The sequence below is a fragment of the Segatella copri genome (assembly GCF_026015295.1).
In the GTDB taxonomy this organism is placed as follows: Bacteria; Bacteroidota; Bacteroidia; order Bacteroidales; family Bacteroidaceae; genus Prevotella; species Prevotella copri_C.
Window position 1 is genome coordinate 121,332 of the sequence record NZ_JAPDUW010000001.1, and the last position, 20,524, is coordinate 141,855.

At 47.3% G+C, this 20,524-nt stretch carries 12 protein-coding genes; 1 reads left to right on the top strand and 11 read right to left on the bottom strand.

All coding sequences use genetic code 11. The annotated features are described in order from the left end of the window. Positions 1–60: 60 nt before the first annotated feature. The 8 genes from ONT18_RS00430 to ONT18_RS00465 form a co-directional block, all read right to left on the bottom strand. Positions 61–513, bottom strand: coding sequence for a YqaA family protein (locus tag ONT18_RS00430; RefSeq protein WP_118063560.1), 453 nt, complete (start codon positions 511–513; stop codon positions 61–63). After that, positions 510–1,457, bottom strand: coding sequence for a hypothetical protein (locus ONT18_RS00435; RefSeq protein WP_264903551.1), 948 nt, complete (start codon positions 1,455–1,457; stop codon positions 510–512). Before ONT18_RS00435 ends, ONT18_RS00430 begins: the two co-directional genes overlap by 4 nt. Before the next feature lie 122 nt (positions 1,458–1,579). Then, positions 1,580–2,848, bottom strand: a complete 1,269-nt coding sequence (purD, locus tag ONT18_RS00440) for a phosphoribosylamine--glycine ligase (RefSeq protein WP_117587961.1) — start codon at positions 2,846–2,848, stop codon at positions 1,580–1,582. Between the two features lie 74 nt (positions 2,849–2,922). Then, positions 2,923–5,166: a S9 family peptidase gene (locus tag ONT18_RS00445; RefSeq protein ID WP_264903552.1), complete on the bottom strand. Its 2,244-nt coding sequence runs from the start codon at positions 5,164–5,166 to the stop codon at positions 2,923–2,925. Positions 5,167–5,290: 124 nt separating this feature from the next. Beyond that, complete coding sequence (locus ONT18_RS00450; RefSeq protein WP_022120474.1) at positions 5,291–6,871, bottom strand: THUMP domain-containing protein; 1,581 nt, start codon at positions 6,869–6,871, stop codon at positions 5,291–5,293. After that, on the bottom strand, positions 6,855–7,796 hold the full coding sequence (locus ONT18_RS00455; RefSeq protein WP_117694464.1) for a serine O-acetyltransferase: 942 nt from the start codon (positions 7,794–7,796) through the stop codon (positions 6,855–6,857). Before ONT18_RS00455 ends, ONT18_RS00450 begins: the two co-directional genes overlap by 17 nt. Before the next feature lie 162 nt (positions 7,797–7,958). Then, entirely contained in the window at positions 7,959–12,398 is a 4,440-nt protein-coding gene (locus tag ONT18_RS00460; protein WP_264903553.1) for an acyl-CoA dehydratase activase-related protein, read from the bottom strand. A gap of 66 nt (positions 12,399–12,464) precedes the next feature. Then, entirely contained in the window at positions 12,465–13,832 is a 1,368-nt protein-coding gene (locus tag ONT18_RS00465) for an MATE family efflux transporter (RefSeq protein ID WP_264903554.1), read from the bottom strand. Positions 13,833–14,005: 173 nt separating this feature from the next. Here ONT18_RS00465 and ONT18_RS00470 point away from each other — a divergent pair, with 173 nt between their 5' ends. After that, on the top strand, positions 14,006–15,157 hold the full coding sequence (locus ONT18_RS00470; protein ID WP_264903555.1) for an N-acetyltransferase: 1,152 nt from the start codon (positions 14,006–14,008) through the stop codon (positions 15,155–15,157). Between the two features lie 339 nt (positions 15,158–15,496). Here the strand turns inward: ONT18_RS00470 and ONT18_RS00475 are convergent, their stop codons facing one another. Genes ONT18_RS00475 through ONT18_RS00485 form a run of 3 tightly spaced genes read right to left on the bottom strand, consistent with a single transcriptional unit; the run spans position 15,497 to position 20,521 of the window. Next, the gene (locus tag ONT18_RS00475; protein WP_264903556.1) at positions 15,497–15,973 is read right to left on the bottom strand and encodes a hypothetical protein; all 477 of its coding nucleotides are present in this window, start codon (positions 15,971–15,973) and stop codon (positions 15,497–15,499) included. 12 nt (positions 15,974–15,985) lie between these two features. Further along, a complete protein-coding gene (locus ONT18_RS00480) occupies positions 15,986–18,187 on the bottom strand; it encodes a peptidase domain-containing ABC transporter (RefSeq protein ID WP_264903557.1) in 2,202 nt (733 codons plus the stop codon). Positions 18,188–18,196: 9 nt separating this feature from the next. After that, positions 18,197–20,521 carry a TonB-dependent receptor domain-containing protein gene (locus tag ONT18_RS00485; protein ID WP_153122229.1) on the bottom strand — a complete coding sequence of 775 codons (2,325 nt, stop codon included), beginning with the start codon at positions 20,519–20,521 and terminating at the stop codon, positions 18,197–18,199. Positions 20,522–20,524 lie beyond the last annotated feature (3 nt).

Genomic DNA, 20,524 nt, shown 5'->3' on the forward strand with positions numbered 1-20,524 from the left:
TGCTTTTGCAGCCAACCATTAGGGCGCATATTATAATAAGGTATAAAAATCTCTTCATAATTAAACGATAAAACTCAGTCCATAGACCAATAAAACATATCTTAGTACTTTTCCGATGGTGATACTGAGTATCGAAATCGGAATATTGGCTCTTGTCAAGCCTAAAACGATGGTGATGGCACTTCCCAATAGTGGGAGAAAGGCGAAGAATCCCATCCAGGCGCCTCTGCCTGCCATGAAACGTTCAGCCTTATCCAGACTTTTTTTCTTCACATGCAGGTATTTCTCTATCCATTCCATCTTACCCATTCTGCCCACACCGTAGTTGAACATGGAACCAAGCACATTGCCGATGCTACCGTAGATAACGAGGGGGAGAGGCTCTAGTCCAGCTGCCTGCAAGCCTGCCATTACTGCCTCGCTGCTGAATGGGAAGAAAGAACCTGCCAGAAAAGCTGCAGCAAGCATGCCCCAATAGCCCCAGTCGATTAAGAAACTGATAATCCAACTCATAGTAAGATGCTCTCTGGTACGAGTATGTTGTAAGCCATGATAAGTACCAGCATGATGAGCAGCAGGATGAAGGAGATGTTGGTAAACTTACCTCTGGTGAATGTGATGAAATGGGCGATAAGCGGTGCTGTATTTACAATCAGGATGCCGCCCAGTTCCTGTATATGTCGAGGCTGGAGGACGATGAAGATGATGCAGGCAACCGATATCATGATAAACGTTTCGTAGATCATGCGGGTTCGTATCTTATCGCCGTAGCTGGTGCGTATGAAGTGGATGGAACCGATGATGGTGAGCAGGGTAACGAAACTCAGGTTCAGTACCTGATGGTCGGTAACCTGCGAATAATCAAAGAGTTCGCTGTAGCTGATGAATTCGCAGAAGTGGTCAGCCAGACCCTGTATGTTGTCGGTATAGAAGAAATAACCGGCTGCAAACCAATAGGGCACGATGAGACCTACCAGGGATGCAAAGAATGTCTTTACGCTAAACGAGAGGGTAAACACCATCATCATGATCCACAGGATAGGCATGAAATAGCCTATCTGTACGAAAACCATCGATGCCAGACCGATGCAGGCAAAGGCGTAGAAAGTCCAGCCTGTAGAGCGCTTATCCTGATAGCAATTCCAGATAATGAGATAAAAGGCGATGAAACACATCGTCACAATACTGCTTTTTAAAGAGAGTTGGGGGAGTCCTGCCATCGTCATTAATGCCAGAAAACTGCAGGATACCATTCGGCTGTAGGTACGCATGAGGGCATTACGGTTGTTCAGTTCCACCATCAGCAGGGTACACATGGCTGTAAAAGCAAATTCTACCCAGATATTGGATACCAATAAACCTACTGCAACCCAAACCAGCGTGGCAAGGGTTGCAGTAATAGGTAAAGAGTAGCGGCTAGCCGCTACTTTATTTTGAAAAGTTTTCTTTCTTAACATCTAATTCAATGTTGAATGCTTAAAACAATGTTGAATGTTGAATGTTGAATGTTGAATTGCCTAACGGACTCAAGGGCGCTAGCCTAATTCAACATTCAACATTCACCATTCAACATTAAAATCTAAAGGTCCTGTCCGATATCAGAACGGAAGTACTTGTCGGTGAACTGGATCTTCTGTGCCTCAGCAAAGCTCTTCTTCAGGGCTTCTTCCTTGTCCTTGCCGTAGCTGCTTACGCAGATGACACGACCACCGTTGGTTACTACCTGACCATCCTTCATGGCTGTACCGGAGTGGAATACTACCGAACCTTCTACATCGTCGATGCCCTGGATAGGATAACCCTTCTTGTAAGCCTCAGGATAACCGCCGCTTACGAGCATCACGCAGACTGCTGCACGCTCGTCAAACTCGATGCTGCGCTTGTCCAAATCGCCTGCTGCTACACCTTCGAAGAGATCCACGATGTCGCTCTTCAGGCGGAGCATCACGCTCTCTGTCTCAGGGTCACCCATACGGCAGTTGTACTCGATTACCATAGGCTCGCCTTCTACATTAATCAATCCGAAGAAGATGAATCCCTTATAGTCGATGTTCTCCTCAGCAAGTCCCTCTACGGTAGGACGGATGATGCGCTCGTCAACCTTCTGCATCCACTCCTTGGTAGCGAATGGTACAGGGGTAACGCTACCCATACCGCCGGTATTCAGACCGGTATCGTGCTCGCCGATGCGCTTGTAATCCTTAGCCTCAGGCAGAATCTTGTAGTTCTTGCCGTCGGTCAATACGAATACAGAGCACTCAATGCCGCTGAGGAATTCCTCGATGACTACGCGTGCAGAAGCGTTGCCGAACATACCGCCGAGCATCTCCTTGAACTCCTTCTTAGCCTCTTCCAGGGTAGGGAGAATGAGAACGCCCTTACCGGCGCACAAACCGTCAGCCTTCAGTACGTATGGAGCCTTCAGTGTCTCCAGAAATTTCAAGCCTTCCTCTACGTGCTCGCCGTCGAAAGTCTCATACTGGGCAGTAGGGATGTTGTGGCGCTTCATGAACTTCTTGGCGAAGTCCTTGCTGCCTTCCAATACGGCGCCAGCCTTTGATGGACCGATGACAGGGATGTTCTGGGTGCGAGGATCGTTCTTGAAGTCATCGTAAACACCCTTTACCAATGGGTCTTCCGGACCAACTACCACCATATCAACGCCATTCTCTACTGTGAAGTTCTTGAGCGCCTCAAAGTCGTCTGCCTTGATATCTACGTTCTCGCCGACATTCTGAGTACCGGCATTACCAGGAGCGATGAAGAGTTTTTCACACTTCTCGCTCTGAGCGATTTTCCATGCTAAGGCGTGCTCGCGGCCACCGCCTCCTAACAATAAAATTTTCATTTGCTGTAAGTTATTGTTTGTTATTTGATGTAGAAGTAAACTCCCCTTTTCGGAGAATGTTTACTCCTAGATATTTACTTGAGATAATCGAAGAAATAATTGCTGATGCGCTCATGCAGATGAGTGCTCTGATGACCTCTCATGTTGTGAGGCTCGCCAGGATAGACGAAGAAGTCTGGCTGGGTGCCTGCTGCGATGCAAGCCTTGAGGAAGGTGAGGCAGTGCTGTGGCACTACAGTCACATCGTTCAAGCCCTGGATAATCTGCAGCTTGCCCTTCAGGTTCTTTGCCTGATAGAGCAGGGAGGTCTTCCTGTAACCCTCTGGGTTGGTCTGTGGGGTGTCCATATAGCGCTCGCCATACATCACCTCGTACCAGTGCCAGTCGATTACCGGACCGCCTGCTACGCCTACCTTGAACACATCAGGGTGGTTGGTCATCAGCGAGATGGTCATGAATCCGCCGAAGCTCCAGCCGTGAACGCCAATCTTGTCTGCATCTACGTAAGGCAGGGTCTTCAGATATTCCACGCCCTTCATCTGGTCTTGCATCTCAATCTGTCCGAGCTGGCGGAAGGTAGCCTGCTCGAAAGCCTTGCCACGGTTCTCGCTTCCACGGTTGTCGAGGATGAAGAGCAGATAGCCCTTTTCTGCCATGTAGGTTTCCCAACCACGGCTAGAGTAGTTCCAGCGGGCATCTACGTTGTGGGCATGAGGTCCACCATATACATATATAATGGTAGGATACTTCTTGTTTGGATCGAAGTTTACCGGCTTCACCATTCTCCAGTAGAGGTCTGTTTCGCCATCGGCAGCCTTGATGGTACCGCAGCTGTACTCAGGCACATTGTAGCCCTTCCAAGGGTTCTCGGCTGTGAAGTATGCGGTGCGCTTGCCGTTCTCGGTATTCACGAGGGCAATCTTGCGAGGCACGGTAGGAGTAGAGTAGTTGTCGAAGACATACTGTCCGTTCTCGCTCAAAGTGGCGCTGTGCCATCCCTTGCCGCAATCATCTACCAGCGTACGCTTGCCGGTTTTTGTATCTACGGCAAAGATGTTTCTCTGGATAGGCGACTTCTCGTTGGATGCGATGATGATGCTCTTGCGCTTGCTGTTGAAACCGAGTACTTCCATTACCTCCCATTTGCCGGAAGTCAACTGCTTGATTTCAAGTGATTCTGTATTGCTTGCCATGCGGCTTCCGTGCTTGCCCAGGGTGCAGAGATAGAGGTGGTTGTAGCCATCCTTGCGGCTCTGCATGATAAAGCTGTTGCTGTCCCAAGGCAGGAACTGGATAGGGTGGCAAGGCTCCACGTATTTCTCGTCGGTTTCGCGATAGAGCTCGCCTGTCTTCTCGCCGGTTTCTGCATTGTAGGCAGTCAGACGGCAGTCGTTCTGGTCGCGGTTCAGTTCGAACATATAGATGGTCTTGCTGTCCGGACTCCATGCGATGTTGGTGAAGTAGCGGTCGGTTGGATCGCCAGCCTTCAGATAGATGGTCTTGCCGGTCATGCAGTCGAACACGCCTACGGTTACCTTGTGTGATGTCTCGCCAGTCATCGGATACTTGTCTGGTGCAGGAGTAGCAATGCAACTCTGTGTTTCAGGATGATTGAAACCGATTTCCGGGATGTCGACCTGTGGATAGTCGGTTACCATACTCTGGTCCATGCGATAGAAGGCGAGCAGTTCGCCGTTCGGACTCCAGAAGGTTCCCTTGCTGATACCGAACTCATCGCGGTGAACACTCTGTCCATAAACAATTTCGCGGCTTCCGTCCTTTGAAAGCTGGAAATCGTGAGATTTCTTCTCTTTTGTCAGGGCGTTGCTTGTTACATCGAAGGTACGCACATAGAGGTTGCTGCCCTTCAGATAGGCGAAGGCGTTCTGCTGGGCGTTGGCCTCCAGGAGGTTCTCGCCGTCAGCATAATCCATCTCGCTCAGCAGCTTATGCTTCTTGAAGTCTACGGTATAAGTCTTGCTGCCGTTGCTTACCATCACGATGTTCTTGCCTGCAAAAGGGAAGATAGCATTGTAGAGGGCTCTTACCTTGATGTCTTTGGTAGGAGCAATCCACTGGTTGATGTCATTGATGCCGAAGAGTTTGGTCTCCTTGCCTGTCGTCTTGTTGACGAGATAGCAGGCATCTACATCCTGGCGAACGAGTTCATTGCCCCACCAGGTGCACCAGCGGTTCTTAGCTACCATGTTACGATAGTTGTTGCCGCCGAAGTTCAGGTCTTCCAATGTAAAGGTTTTCTCGCCTTTCTGAGCAGGAACCACGTCCTGAGCCTGTAAGTCGGTTGCATTCATAGCCATTATGATCATAGCAGCAAAAGATAATTTATAAATTGAATTCTTCAGATTCATTATATTCTTTACTTTACTTTATCGGGTTTACCACCCATGCGTCGTGAAACACGACGCATGGGTCGATATGTCTTTAATCCTCGTCGTCGAAGTCAACGCTGAAGTTCTTCTTGCCTCCGCGCTTGCCTCCGAAATCACGGCCACCACGTTTGTCGCCCTTGAAGCCACCACGCTTGTCGCCTTTCTCGAAACGCTTTCCGTCGCGCTTGCCACCGAAGTCACGGCCACCCTTGCGGTCGCCCTTGAAGCTACGGCTGCCACGCTTGTCATCGTCGTCATCATTGCGTCGACCGCCACCGATACGTGAACGGCCGCCCTTATGGAACTCAGCACGCTTCTTCTCGAAGTCTTCCAGACGGTGAGTATGGAACTTGAAAGAACGGATATCGTCCTCTTCGTTTTCAGTCTCCTCGCTTACACGCTTCTTGAATTCACGCTCCTTCTTGAAACGGTGCTTCTGAGCCATCTCGCTCTTCTCGCGCTCAGTCTTCACTATACCGCCTTCAGAACGGAAGTCCTTCATCTTGCCGTCGAACATCACATACTTGCGGAATTCGCACTCCAAGCTTCCGTTGAATACAGGAATCTTGATAGATGGTTTCAGACCAATCTGTTCGAAGCACTCCTCGCGGTAGCTCAATACCCAAGCCTCGTTGCCGGCAAAAGCCTTCTTGAAGCGCTCACCTATCATCTTGTAGGTGTTCAGGAGGTTAGGGGTAGAGATGCGCTCACCGTATGGAGGGTTCATCACGATGATGCTCTTCTCGGCAGGCTGGGTGAAGTCCTTGAAGTCCTGCTGGGCGATGGTGATATCCTTGCTCAGTCCGGCAGCACGAACGTTGAGATTAGCTGTATTGACAGCCTTCATGTCAACATCGTAACCATAGATATGGTGCTCGAACTCGCGCTCCTGAGAGTCGTCGTTATAAATCATATCGAAGAGATCCTGGTCAAAATCGTTCCATTTCTCGAAAGCAAACTCCTTGCGGAATACACCTGGAGAGATGTTGCGGGCGATGAGGGCAGCTTCGATGGCGATGGTACCTGAACCACACATCGGGTCGATGAAATCGCATTCGCCCTTCCAGCCAGTCATCAGAATCATACCTGCAGCGAGAACCTCGTTCAGAGGAGCCTCTACCTGCTCCTGGCGGTAGCCACGGCGGTGCAGACTCTCACCACTCGAATCGAGACTCAAGGTGGCATTGTCTTCTGCAATGTGGATGTTGAGGCGGATATCCGGGTTAGATACGCTGATATTTGGACGTGTACCCTGCTTCTCGCGGAACCAGTCAACAATCGCATCCTTTACCTTGTAGGTTACGAAGCGTGAGTTGCGGAACTCCTCTGAGTAGACTACTGAGTCAACAGAGAAAGTCTTCTTCACGTCTAAGATGTCATCCCACTTGATCTTCTGGATCTGATCATACACCTCTTCAGCGCTTCTAGCCTTGAAGTGCTTGATAGGCTTTAAGATACGGATGGCTGTGTGCAACTGGAAGTTAGCACGATACATCATTTCCTTGTCGCCTGTGAAAGACACCATGCGGCGACCGATCTGTACATTATTGGCACCCAACTGGGTGAGCTCTTCAGCCAAGACAGGCTCGAGGCCCATGAAGGTCTTGGCAATGAGTTCAAATTCCTGTTCCATTATTGAATTCTATATCTAATAAACTTTGTTTTTCTTTTTTATATTTCTTTGTTTTGGGTTTCATATCCTTGGTAACCCATACGTTGGCTCCCACTACGCAGCCTTCTCCGATGGTGATGCGACCGAGGATGGTGGCATTGGCGTAGACGATGACATCATTTTCGAGGATAGGGTGGCGAGGGATTCCCTTGATAGGATTGCCGTCCTTATCGAGTGGGAAACTCTTGGCTCCGAGGGTAACACCCTGGTAGAGTTTCACATTGTCGCCGATGATGCAGGTAGCTCCAATCACCACACCCGTACCGTGGTCGATGGTGAAGTGCTTGCCGATGGTAGCCTCCGGGTTGATGTCAATACCGGTTTCCGAATGCGCCAGCTCAGTCATCATTCTCGGAATGAGCGGCACTCCCAGTTCGTGCAGTACGTGGGCGATGCGGTAGTTGGTAATCGCCTTGATGACCGGGTAGCAGGAGATGATTTCTCCGTGGCTCATGGCAGCTGGGTCGCCCTCGTAGGCAGCCTCTACATCGGTAGCCAGAATCTTGCGCAGTCTCGGAAATTCCATGATTGCCTTGGCTGCAATCACGCCTGCCTTGGCACGCTGGTGCTGCAGTTCAGCCTGGGTTTCCGTTTCGCAGTCGTTGGCGAAGCAGAGACCGGCGAGAATTTGCTCTGACAGCATCTCATAGAGTTTCTCTACTCTTACTCCAATGTGATATTTGATGGTTGAGATATTTACCGAAGAATTGCCGAAATATCCCGGAAAGAGGATAGAACGGGACAAACTGATGATTTCTTCGAGCGCCTTGCCCGAAGGAAGTGGATTCCCGTCTCGATGCTGATGGAAGAGACCCTTCAAAGATTCGGCGCTCGAAAGCTCCTCGATGGTCTCTGTCAGCTGATGAGTTAATGTATCTTTACTCATTTTCTTAATGTCTCAATAAAATTTGAGTGCAAAGATACGATTATTTTCTTGAATGACAAAGAAATAGCTATGGTTTTTTGTATTTTTTAGAGTGATTTTTTGAGGGAGGAAAGACGGAAAGACCCATGTACGGTGTTTTACCGTACATGGGTCTGGCTTGTCTTATTTTGCGATGCTGTCCAGGAAGAGGAGCAGTCGGTTGGTGACGTTTACCTCTGAAACACCGGAATCGAAGTCGAGTGATACGAGGTTGAGTGTAGGGAAACGGTCGTGGAGACGTTTCTCGATGCCCTTGGAAATCACGTGGTTAGCGATGCAACCGAAAGGCTGGAGCGAGATGATGTTGTTCACGCCATCACGGATGTAACCTACGATGTCGGCAGGCAGAAGCCAGCCTTCGCCAAACTGGGCTGCGAGCGAAACCAGTCCCTGTACGTCCTTCGCATCATCATAGATATTGGTGAACGGACGGAAGTAGCGGAACTTGCCGGCTGCCTTGTTTACCTGGCGCAATCTTCTGCCTATCAGCGCCTGATAAGCGCCCTTGATGATGAAATCGGGCACTTTGGTGCAACTCAGCCGCATGTGTTTCTGTATCTCCACGTTCACAAATTCCTGCAGGAAGAAGGGGGCAAGCAGAGGCGGAACCACCTCAATGCCGCGCGAAATGATGTTCTGCTCCAGGAACTGGTGGGCGAAAGGATTGAACTTCAGGAAGATTTCGCCTACGATTCCTACCTTCGGCAACGTTCTGTCGAGGGTCAACTGGTTGAATTCTTCGGCTGCCTGTTCCAGGAGTCGGATGAGTCCTTTGGCTGAATTCTGGGCGATAGGTCCGTCTATCAGCTGCATGTATTTATCGCGCAACTCTCTGGCAATGCCCGGTTTGCGCTCTCTTACGATGCAGGCGTTGTACATCTCGTTGATTGCATCGCCATAGAAAATGGCGGTAACGATAATCTGACTGTATTTCAGCCAAGGTACATTGAAGCCGTCCTGCTCGTTGTAGTCTTGTTTGTCGTCTGTTGAGCCTGATGCTTCGCCTGTTGAGGCTGTTACACCGAGCGTGAGCAGCGGAATGTCCTGGAATCCATTGGAAATCATCGCACGCTTGATGAGACCGGCGTAGTTGGTTGCGCGACACTGACCGCCCGTCTGACTCATCACTACTGCCGTATTGTTCAGGTCGTATCTGCCTGATTTCAAGGCTTTGATGATGTCGCCGACGATGAGGGTTGCCGGATAACAGACTTCGTTGTTGGCAAACTTCAAGCCGAGTTCGGCGCTTACCTCATCGCTCATCGGAAGTACCTCTACATCATAGCCTATCAGTTTCAGGATAGGCGGAATGATAGGGGTGAGGTATTCGGTCATGAAAGGAGCGAGAATCTTGCGATGAATGTCCTGCTTGGTGAATACCTTGGTCTGCTGTAAATGTTGAATGTTGAGTGTTGAATGTTGAATTTCTTCAGCTGTTGAATTTTTCACTCTTCGTTCTTCACTCTTCACTTCCTTTACTCCCTTCAGGCTTTCTATCAGCGAGCGGACACGGAGTTTCAATGAGCCGATATTGCTTACATCATCTATCTTCAGCAGCGTGAACGGCTTGTTGTGGCGCTTCATGATGTCGCGAATCTCGTCCTGGATAAAACTGTCAGGGCCGCAGCCGAAGCTGGTCATCTGGACGAAATGAACCTCATCGCCCTGTTCGGCTGCCCATTGCGCTGCCTTCAGAATGCGGTTCATATACGCCCATTGCTTTACGAGATAAGTCTCTGGCTGACAGTTGTATGCTTCGTTGTTGTCCTGGCTGGCTAATGCTGCCTCATTTCTTTCTGCCGCCAGGTTCTCCAGATTGAAGTCTTTAAAATCTGCAAAGAGATTACCCCGGGCGATGTCTTCGCTGATGACGTTGACTCCCAGATTGGCAATCATCTCGCTCAGCTTGTGCTGAATCAGCGGGTCTGTATGATAAGGACGGCCCGCCAGCAGAATCGTAAGTCCCTTGTTTGGCTTCAGAATCTCCCAGCCCTGTTTCTTAATCTCAGCTGCATATACTGCCTGAGCATAGAGGGCCTCTCTCAGCGCTTTATGGGCAGTCTTCTTGCTTACTCCCAGTTGCTTGAGATAATCGGTAATCTGTTTTTCCAGCGCCTTAGGCTGGGCAAAGTTGATGACGGGTGTATCGATCGGTTTCTTCAGATTGATGACCGACTTGATGACATCGCTGTAGCCAGAAACGACCGGACAGTTGAAGCTGTTCAGCGTATTCTTCGGGTCGTCATTATGCTCATAAACCACGTATGGCATGAGGATGCGGTCAACCTTCGGGTTCTCGTTGAGTTCCTTCAGATGACTGTGAGCCAGTTTAGCCGGGAAGCAGATATTATCGCTCATCACCGTATTCAAGGCTCCTTCATACTGGCTGAAAGTGGAATCTGAAGAGAGAATCACGCCCAATCCGGCTGCCCGGAGCAGCGCATTCCAGAACGGATATTCCTCGTACATATTGAGGATGCGAGGAATGCCTACCCATGTACCGTGAAACGCGGTAGCAGGTTGGTTAACTGTCTCTCTATCAAAGAGTAAACTGTATTTGTATTCGTAAATATTTTTGCCTTTTATCCCGTTTGCTCCTTTGTTGTTGAACACTCGCTCACACTTGTTTCCTGAGTAGAATCGGTTGCCGCCGGCAAAGGTGTAGCGGGAAACATAACAATGGTTTTCGCAGCCTTTGCATTGCAGCTGTTTGGTTTCATAATGAGCCAGATTCTGGAGATCATCGATGGATCTTGATGAGGCAGGTTGCTCGTCTTCTCCAGATGTGCGATGCTTGTAATCTGCCGCCGCATGAAGGGCACAGCCGTAGGCGCCCATCAGTTCAGGCATGTTGCTTCGTGCCACTTCGGTATGGGTGAGCAACTCAAATGCTCTTACCACCGCATCGTTTCTCATCGTACCACCCTGCACAACGATTTTGCCTCCAAGGTTCTCATTACCATGGAGTTTCAATACCTTATAAAGACAGTTCTTGATGACCGAATAAGAGATTCCGGCAGAAATATCAGCTACAGATGCGCCCTCTCTGAGCACCTGCTTCACCTTCGAGTTCATGAAGACGGTGCAGCGGGTTCCCAGGTCGCAGGGAGCCTTCGACTGGCAGGCGAGTTGAGCAAAATCGCCTACAGAATAACCCATATTGTTGGCAAAGGTCTGGATAAACGTTCCGCAGCCCGAACTGCACGCCTCGTTGAGTTCCATGCGCACCACAGCCCCTTTCTCCACGAAGATAGCCTTCATGTCCTGTCCGCCGATGTCCAGGATAAAACTCACGTCGGGCATGAGTGAGGCAGCCGCTCTTTCGTGCGCCATTGTTTCGATAATGCCGCTGTCGAGTCCGAAAGCCGCCTTGATGAGTTCTTCGCCGTAACCTGTAGAGCAGGACCCTACGATTTCCAGTTCAGCGCCTCGCAATGCTGCTTCCTGCTTCAGGGCGTTCAGTCCATCCGCTACTGCCTTGATCGGATTTCCCAGATTCAGGCGGTAATTGGTAAAGACAATATCTCCCGTAGGTGTCTCCGCATTCACCCTTACCGCAACAATCTTCGTCGTAGTAGAGCCCGAGTCAATACCAATCACAACCTGCTGTTTTCCTTTATTCAGCGGTTGGGTTTCGGTAGCGAATTTAGCCTTAGATTTGAGCCATTCCTGGTGCTCTTTCTCATTCTTGAACAGAGGCAGCAGACTGCTGGTCCATTCCGTTTGTATTTCTTTTTTCATCCGACTTCTGAGTACAGAAACTGAGGCTGCAGAATCTGCCGATTTAGCCCGGTAAGCACAGCCCAGAGCCGGAATGAGATTGCTGTTTCCTGATACGATGAAATCGTTTGGAGAGAGATGGAGATAATCGCAGAAAGCCTTGCGGAGAGCCGGAAGAAAGGTAAGCGGACCGCCGCAGAGCAGGATAGGAGCCTCGAAGCTGATGCCGTGAGAAAGCGTAACCACCGTCTGTACGGCGATGGAATGGAAGATGCTGGCTGCAATATCGGCTTCGGGCAGATTGCGCGCCATCAGGTTCTGGATGTCGGTCTTGGCAAATACGCCGCAGCGGGCAGCCATCGGATAAACGTGCTCTGCCTTCATCGCCAACTCGCTCATCTTCTGGTTTTCTACGCCCATCAGCACACTCATCTGGTCGATGAAAGCGCCCGTTCCGCCAGCACAGTTGCCGTTCATGCGCAGTTCCATATTTCCGTTTTCCTTGAAGAAGATAACCTTCGCGTCCTCGCCACCAATATCGATGAGCGCTTTCGCCTCAGGATGAGCCGTACGGGCATAGACCGATGCAGCCACCACCTCCTGTACAAACTCCGCCTGGAGCTGTTCGGCAGTAGCCATTCCTACGCTTCCCGTTACGCAGATTCTTGCCTCTGCATCGCCCGTGAGGGCTAAAATCTCATCGAAATATTGCGACACAAGTTCGTTGACACGAGCGTTGTGGCGTTCGTATTTTGAGTAAATTACCCGGTTATCGCTGTCGATAACGGCTATTTTGGCTGTCGTAGAGCCAACGTCCAATCCTATGTAATAAGTTTTCTCCATTTCTCTTATCTCAAGTATTTCTCTTATCTCAAGTATTTTCTCTTATCTCAAGTATTTTCTTTTATTCTAGTGGCTTTTCCCAAGTTCCATCTGCTCTCTTCTCATATCCCTGAAAGCGCTCCAGGCTATCGGAACCGCAACGGCAAACGAGCAGCAATCTGCCCACATCTGACACATCTCCACGCCCAGCAGTCCGAAGAAATAGGGGAGGATGAAGATGAGCGGAATGAAGAAAAGTCCGCTGCGTGCTGCCGCTACGATGTTGGCTCTCACCGGTTTACGGATGGTCTGCATTAGCATGTTGGTGAGCACGATGCTGGCTACGAGCGGAAAACTGAGCACCTGCCATCGCAAAGCCACCGAACCTACGGCTACAACCGCTGCATCATCGCGGAAGATACTGATGATGGAAGTTGAGAAGATGAAGCCGAGAAGGGCACAGACGCTGAGGAAAACCGTGCCGCATTTGATGCAGAAAAAGAAGGCTTCCTTTACGCGCCCATAGAGTTTGGCGCCGTAGCAGAATCCGCAGAGCGGCTGGAATCCCTGCCCCAGACCGATAACCATCGCATAGGTGAAGAAGGAGATGCGGGTAACGATGCTCATGCCCGCAATGGCTGCATCGCCAAACGCACCTGCTGCCACATTGAGCATCAGCGTAGCGATACTTCCCAGTCCCTGTCTTGACAGCGAAGGGGTTCCGCCGAAGATAATCTCCTTGGCAAAGGCGCGGGTAGGGGTGAAATTGCTGAGACGGATGCGGATGTTCTCGCCTTTATACGTCATCCAGAACAGCATGGCGCAGCCGAAACACTGGCTGATGAGGGTGGCTACGGCGGCTCCGGTAATGCCCAGTTGGAAGTAGAGAATGAGCAGAGGAGCCAGAATCAGATTGAGCAGCACACCCGACATGATGCCTTTCATCGCATACATCGTATTGCCCTGAAATCGCATCAGATTATTCAGCGTAAGCGAGGTGGTCATAAAGGGAGCACCCAGCAGGATAATGCCCAGATAACGCTCTGTATAAGGAAGAATGGTGGGCGTAGAACCCATCAGCAGGCAGAGCGGTGTGAGGAAAAGATGCCCCAGAATGGCTATGAGGAGACCGGTAAGAAAACTCAGCACAAAGCCTGTTGTTGCCATCTTCTGTGCCTCTTCCGTATGCTTGGCGCCCAACTGTCGCGAAACATAATTGCCCGCTCCGTGACCGAAGAAGAAACCTATCGCCTGAATCACAGCCATTGCTGCAAAGGAAACGCCTACCGCTGCCACACTCTGCGTGTTGATGCTGCCCACGAAATAGGTGTCGGCGAGATTGTACATGCTCGTCGACAGCATACTGATAATCGTTGGTATGGCCATCGTAAAAATCACATGATGCACAGGGGCATGAGTGAGGAACGTATAGTTGTCTCTTTTCTCTTTCTTCATAACTTTATGATGCTCTTTTGGGGCATTTCAACCTGCAAAGGTACATAAATATCCACAAAGTTGGACAATTATGAACAAACTTTTATAAATTTATAAGAAAAGAGTTGCATTATTCGTAAATTTATTGTATTTTTGCACCGCAATTGAATATATATACAAAAAACAATTTACTAATGAATGATGAGATAAGAATCATACCGGTAACAACAAAAAAGGGGTTGAAAACCTTCATTCAGTTTCATTATGATCTCTACAGAGGCCATAAGTTTGCCATTCCTTTTTTGCGTTTCGACGAGATGAATACGCTGGACCCAAAGAAGAATCCTGCCTTCGAATTCTGTGAGGCTCAATACTTCCTGGCGGTTGACAGCGAGGCTCGTATCGTAGGTAGAATTGCTGCCATTATCAACCATCGTGCCAACGAAGAGTGGAACAAGAAGCAGGTTCGCTTCGGTTGGTTCGATTTTGTGGATAATGTAGCGGTTTCCTGTGCCTTGTTGCGCACGGTAGAAAACTGGGGCAAGAGCAAGGGAATGAACGAATGTGTAGGTCCGCTCGGATTTACGGATATGGACCGTGAAGGCTTGCTCATCGAGGGCTTCGATCGGAAGTCTACGATGTATATCAATTACAATTATCCTTATTACAAGACGCATATGGAGAGTTATCCGCTCTATGAGAAGGATAACGACTGGCTGGAGTACCGCATCAGGATTCCGGAAGTGACGCCGGCTAAGTTTGCCAAGACTGCCCAGATGATAGAGAGCCGATATAATCTGCATGTTCATAAGTTCACCCGCCGGGAACTGACCTCGGGAGGAATGGGCAGGAAGGTGTTCGAAATCGTGAACGAGACTTATAAGAATCTCTATGATTTCCAGCAGCTTACGGAGAAGCAGATAGATGAATATGTAAATACTTATATCAAGAAGGCTGACTTGAACCTGGTAACGGGTGTGGTGGATGGCAACGCTGGCAACAAGCTGGTAGCCTTCGGTGTTTCCTTCCCTTCGTTTACCGATGCGCTGCGCGAGATAGGCGATGGCAAGCTTTTCCCTACGGGTTGGCTGAAGGTGCTGAAGGTTCTGAAGTGGCACAAGACGGATACGGTAGATTTGCTCTTGATAGGTGTTCTTCCGGAATATCGCAAGAAGGGAGCCAACGCGCTTATTTTTGCCGATCTGATAGAGCAGTATCACCGTTATGGCTTTAAATGGGCTGAGGCAATGCCGCAGATGGAGACCAATACCGGTGTTCAGAGCCAGTGGCAGTATCTGGAGAGCGAACAGCATCGCCGTCATCGCTGCTATAAGAAGAAGATTTAAAAGTCTCTGTTTTGAGCCATTTAGGTGTAAAAAAGATAGAAAATGGGCTAAAAAGTTAATAATTCTAACTCGCTCTAAATTGGACTTTGATTGAAAATCAAGAAGTTGGGCGTTTGCCTATATTATATAGGTAACAATATGGAAACGAGCGGACTTCTGCTCGTTTCTGTATTTTGCAATATGCAAAGAACGCCTCAATTCGGGGACAAAGATACGACAATTTTCTAAATATCCCATAACTAGCAAGGAGAAATTTACGGAATTTAGAACTTTTTGAGTTAAATCTGATGCTTACCAACAATATGTATCCAAAAACAAACAGCAGTATTCGGATATAGCTTATCCGAATACCTGCTGCCATAACGTTTTGTTGCTGACGATGATTCTGACATCGGCTTTCATGTACTTTTGCAACACAGGGGACTTTTGTCCCTGTGTACTCACAGTGGCTATAGCCATAAAATAGTTACCATCTTCCCTATGTATGAGCCTGGCTTTATGGCTTGTGATGTCGCAGTTACAAGATGCATTATCGTTGCCCTCGAAAGATACATGAGCCGTCCTTGGCTCATCGAAAAGGTACAAATACTTATATGGCACAAACACTTGCACTGTTCTTTGATTGATGACCTCACCATTAGCATCTATGGATATAGGATAAGGTATCTTGTAGAAAGCAACTGCGAGGGCGAGGACTATTATCGTAATGACAACCGTTCCCAAGCTGACGAGGCGAGGAGGAACCTTGCCTATCACGTTCCTCACCTTCTCGCTTCTCAACTCGATATTATCTGTTTCTTTTTCTTTCTGTTCCATGTCAAAAGCATTTTAGTTTCCCAATTCCAACTGATTCTTCACAAGATTATAGTATGCTCCTCGCTTGGCGGTCAAAGACTCATGGTTGCCTTCCTCAACCACTTTGCCATGGTCGATGACCACGATTTGGTCGGCATTCTTCACTGTGCTTAGGCGATGAGCTACAATCACAACAGTCTTACCCTTATAGAACTTATCCAAGTTCTCGACGATGCTCCTCTCGTTGTTGGCATCGAGCGAGTTGGTCGCCTCGTCAAGGAAGATGTAGTCGGGATTCTTATACACCGCCCTCGCTATCAAGATGCGTTGTTTCTGTCCCTGGCTCAGTCCCACGCCATCACGTCCAATCTTGGTGTTGAACTTCAGAGGCAAAGCCATCACATAGTCCTTGATACAAGCTATCTCGGCAGCTTTCAACAACCGTTCCTTGTCTATGTCGCCATCGTCAACGGCAATGTTTCTTGCGATACTCTCCGAGAAGATAACACCATCCTGCATGACAACACCACATTGTCTGCGCCACCACTTTTTGTTGAGTTTGTTGATGTCAGTATTTCCAATGTTGATTGTTCCCTCCAAGACAGGATAATAACCAAGCATCAAACGGATGAGGGTGGTCTTTCCACTGCCAGATGCGCCAACGATGGCTGTTACCTTACCTTGCGGAATGTGAATGCTCACATCGTCTATGGTTTTGCGCAAAGCATGTGGGTCGTACTTGAACATGATGTTCTTGATGTCAATGCCCTCATTCTTATCTTCAATAGAAGTTAGCAAGCCTTCCTTTCCATTCTCATCATCCATCTGGTGAATCTCGTTGATTCGCTCCAAGCTAATCTTCACATCTTGCAGAGAATAGAAGAAGTTCATCAGTTGCTCCACAGGCGAGTTGAGCTGTCCGATGATGTATTGCACGGCAAGCATCATACCGAGTGTCATTTGCCCATGAATCACGGCAGTTGCAGCGACTACCGTGATGATGATGTTCTTCACCTCGTTGATGAAAATACTTCCAGCTTCCTGTGTCTGTTGGAGTTTGAGCGACTTCATCTGCACGCCGAATAGCTCAGCTTGTGTGTCCTCCCATTCCCATCTTCTACGTTGCTCACAATCCTGCAACTTGATTTCCTGCATATAGGTGATAAACTCATAAGTTTTGTTATTGTTGATGGCTTGCTGCTCGAACAACTCATAGTCAAGCACCTTCCTCCGCTTCAAGAACAAGGTCATCCATGCACCATAGAGGATGCTTCCCAACAAAAAGATGGTAAACACCAACTTGTTGTAGAAGAACAGTACCACCGAGAATACCACAAAGGTTAGCACGGCAAAGGTGATGTTGAGCGTCTGCTGCGTAAGGAAGTTGTTCACACGGGTATGGTCGTTCATTCTTTGCATCAAGTCGCCCATGAGTTTCGTATCAAAGAAAGACATAGGCAGTTTCAATAGCTTGATGAAGAAGTCACTTACCAATGATATGTTGATGCGTAAGGATATGTGAAGCAACAACCATCTGCGGATAAAGTCTATTGCCGTTCGGCTGATTGTAAGCATCAACTGCCCCAAGAGTATCAGCCAAACAAAACCTATATCTTGGTTCTTGATACCGACATCCACGATAGATTGGGTAAGGAATGGCAGGACAAGCTGCAGGAGGCTTCCGACTACCAGACCCAAGATAATTTGTCCGAAATACTTGCGATATTTCCTCACATATCCAAGGAGAAAGCGGAAAGACCTCTTCTCTTTGATGTGTTCTTCGTCCTCCATCTTATAGGTAAAGAAAGCAGGAGTGGTTTCCAAGAACATGGCAATGCCCTTGTCCTCGCCATTAGATTTCGTGCTTATCCAATGTTGCTTGAACTCATCCAAGCCATAAGTTACCAATCCTTTTCCTGGGTCAGCTACATAAAACTTCTTGCCTTTCTTGACCTTATATAAGACTACAAAATGGTTTTGGTCCCAGTGAAGGATGCTAGGCAAAGGGGCTTTACCTAACATAGTAGTGGTTACCCTTGCACTTATCGTATGCAATCCAAGCGTGTTGGCTGCTTCATTAATGCCAAGCATGGAAACACCTTCCGTGGTGGCAAAACAAAGTTTCGACAGAGAATCCAAAGAGTATTCTCTGCCGAAATATTTGCATACCATCTGCAAGCAAGCTATGCCACATTGCATGGAGTCGTGTTGAAATATTATTGTTATTTTTCTCATTTTTGAACATTATAGACTCATCCTACTTTTTTGACTTTGTCCTGCCCCTGTACCTTTATACTTCTTTTTTGCCACATTAAATCTATATCGGATAGTTAGAGAATATTCACTTATTGAGTAATCATGATGAATTATTTCTCGCATACTTCCGGAGTACATTTTACTATGCATATTCCCTGTACCGAGCAAATCATTAGCATAAAAGAACACTACCATTTTTCCTTTCAGAAACGATTTATATATTGATAAATTCGAGCTGAAATAATTACGGTACATATAAGAAGTTTCATCGTCACCCTTAGTCTGCGCTGTTAGCAGCAGGGAGATTGTACAGAACTTAGTATCTATAGTATTATCAAAACGCACCGTAATCTTTGGATTGTCAAGACCGTGCCCTCCATGAGTTTCCATGTCAAACCATTGCTTGAAGAAATGGAAACGCAAAGAGGGATGCCATATTCCAAATTTGGGACTTGCGGAAAGCGAAGCCCCGATACGATTATATGGTTTCCAATTCACATTTTGTATTAACGCTATATTAGGATTGTCCTTGTACGACTGAGTTAACATCACAATTGGATCAGATACATGAGTATAAATGCCCTCAGCCATAAGCCATTTGTAAGACACCATATAATTAATGTTACGGCTTATTTCCGAGACAAGGAAGGGGTTTCCTGATTCATAAGTATAACGATTATCATACCCTATTCCTGACCGCATATCATAATATGAAGGACGCTTTATTGTAGCTCCATAGCTTAATTGCATTTGGGTTTTTCCTACCGGAAGGGATAATGATAATGAAGGAAGGAGATTCCCATACCTCTTACTTTGTTCGGGGATTCTTTTTCCTTCTTCATAATAATTAAAATCCGTATTCTCATACCTTATTCCCGCAAGGACTCTCAATTGCCCGAATTTCCGTGTATAATCACAAAACACAGAGGCCATGCCCTCCTTGATTCTGTTATCCTGTTTGTCCAATAATCCCATAGGCTGAACATCATACGAACTGTTACGGTTAGTATTAGAGTATTCTCCTCCGAAAGAAAGTTGTCCTTTCCAAAATGGCAAAGTCAATGTCAGCTTGGAAGCAAAAAGCTCATTCTTGGTATTTGTTTTTGTATGTACAGCTTTATCCTGCCAATCGCCTCCATACTCTTGGTACCTTTCAAGGGTATTTACTTTGGAGAAATCTTTGTCCCAAAGCCAATCGGTATTAAAATTTATGTCCACGATGCCTATTTTCCCCATATAATAAACGTTACTACTTGCAAGGCTCATGTTGCCTGGTTTTGCTATGTCACTTGCGGATTCTTCCGTGAAGGCATAATCTTTATATATGGTTGTCGCTATATTGCTTACAGCTTTATTGAACATGCGGTTGAAGTTGAAACTTGCACCTATAAAACTATTATTGCTTATCTGATAGTTAACTCCTAGTCCGCAATATAATTGCCTGTTTCTTATGCTACCCTTAATATCATTGCGTTGATGCCAAACATTGTCGACATAGGTGTTTTGAACGAGATCTTGCTTGATTGAACTTTCAGCGTCTTTAATCTTCAAGACAGTGAATGTCTCAAGACCTTTCTTCTGATAGTTTATGTTCAGTTGCTCATATCCACCAATTCTTGAGTTTTCATCATTTTTCCCAAATGTCCTCGTTTCAAATCCGAATCCATCTTTTGTTCTTTTTTTCGTATTGATACGTATAACCGCCTTTACATTTGAGGCATATTGCGCTCCCGGATTTTGTTTTACCTCCACAGTGCTTATTTCATCTGGGTTCAAGCGGTCCAATTCCGTATTATCCCTAACCTTTTTGCCATTAATGTAAATCACTGGTTCACCAATTCCAAAGATATTGATTTTCCCGTTTTGCGTAGTGACATTGGGAATTCGGTCAAGCAAATTGTATATGTTTCCCGTTTTTTCCAATATTGAGCCAGCCACGGTTGTGATAACAGCCCCATTCTTCAACTTACTCTTGGGTAAAGAAGATTTTACGATGACATCTCCTAATGTCATAGATTCCTCTTTTAAAACAATAACACCAAGATTATCATCAGTTACATTTAAGAAAACAGTCCTATATCCTATACATGTTACCTTGACAATTCCATTTTGATGAGGCGTATTAAGTATAAAACTGCCATTTTCATCACTAACAACACCTTTAACAAATACAGAATCTTTTGATTGTAGCATAGCAACATTGGCAAATTGTATTGCATTTCCCTGCTCATCTACAATTTTTCCTGTTATGCTTTGTGCAATACAAGCAAGATTACAACTTATGTAAATTAAAAAAACTACAAAATATCTCATATT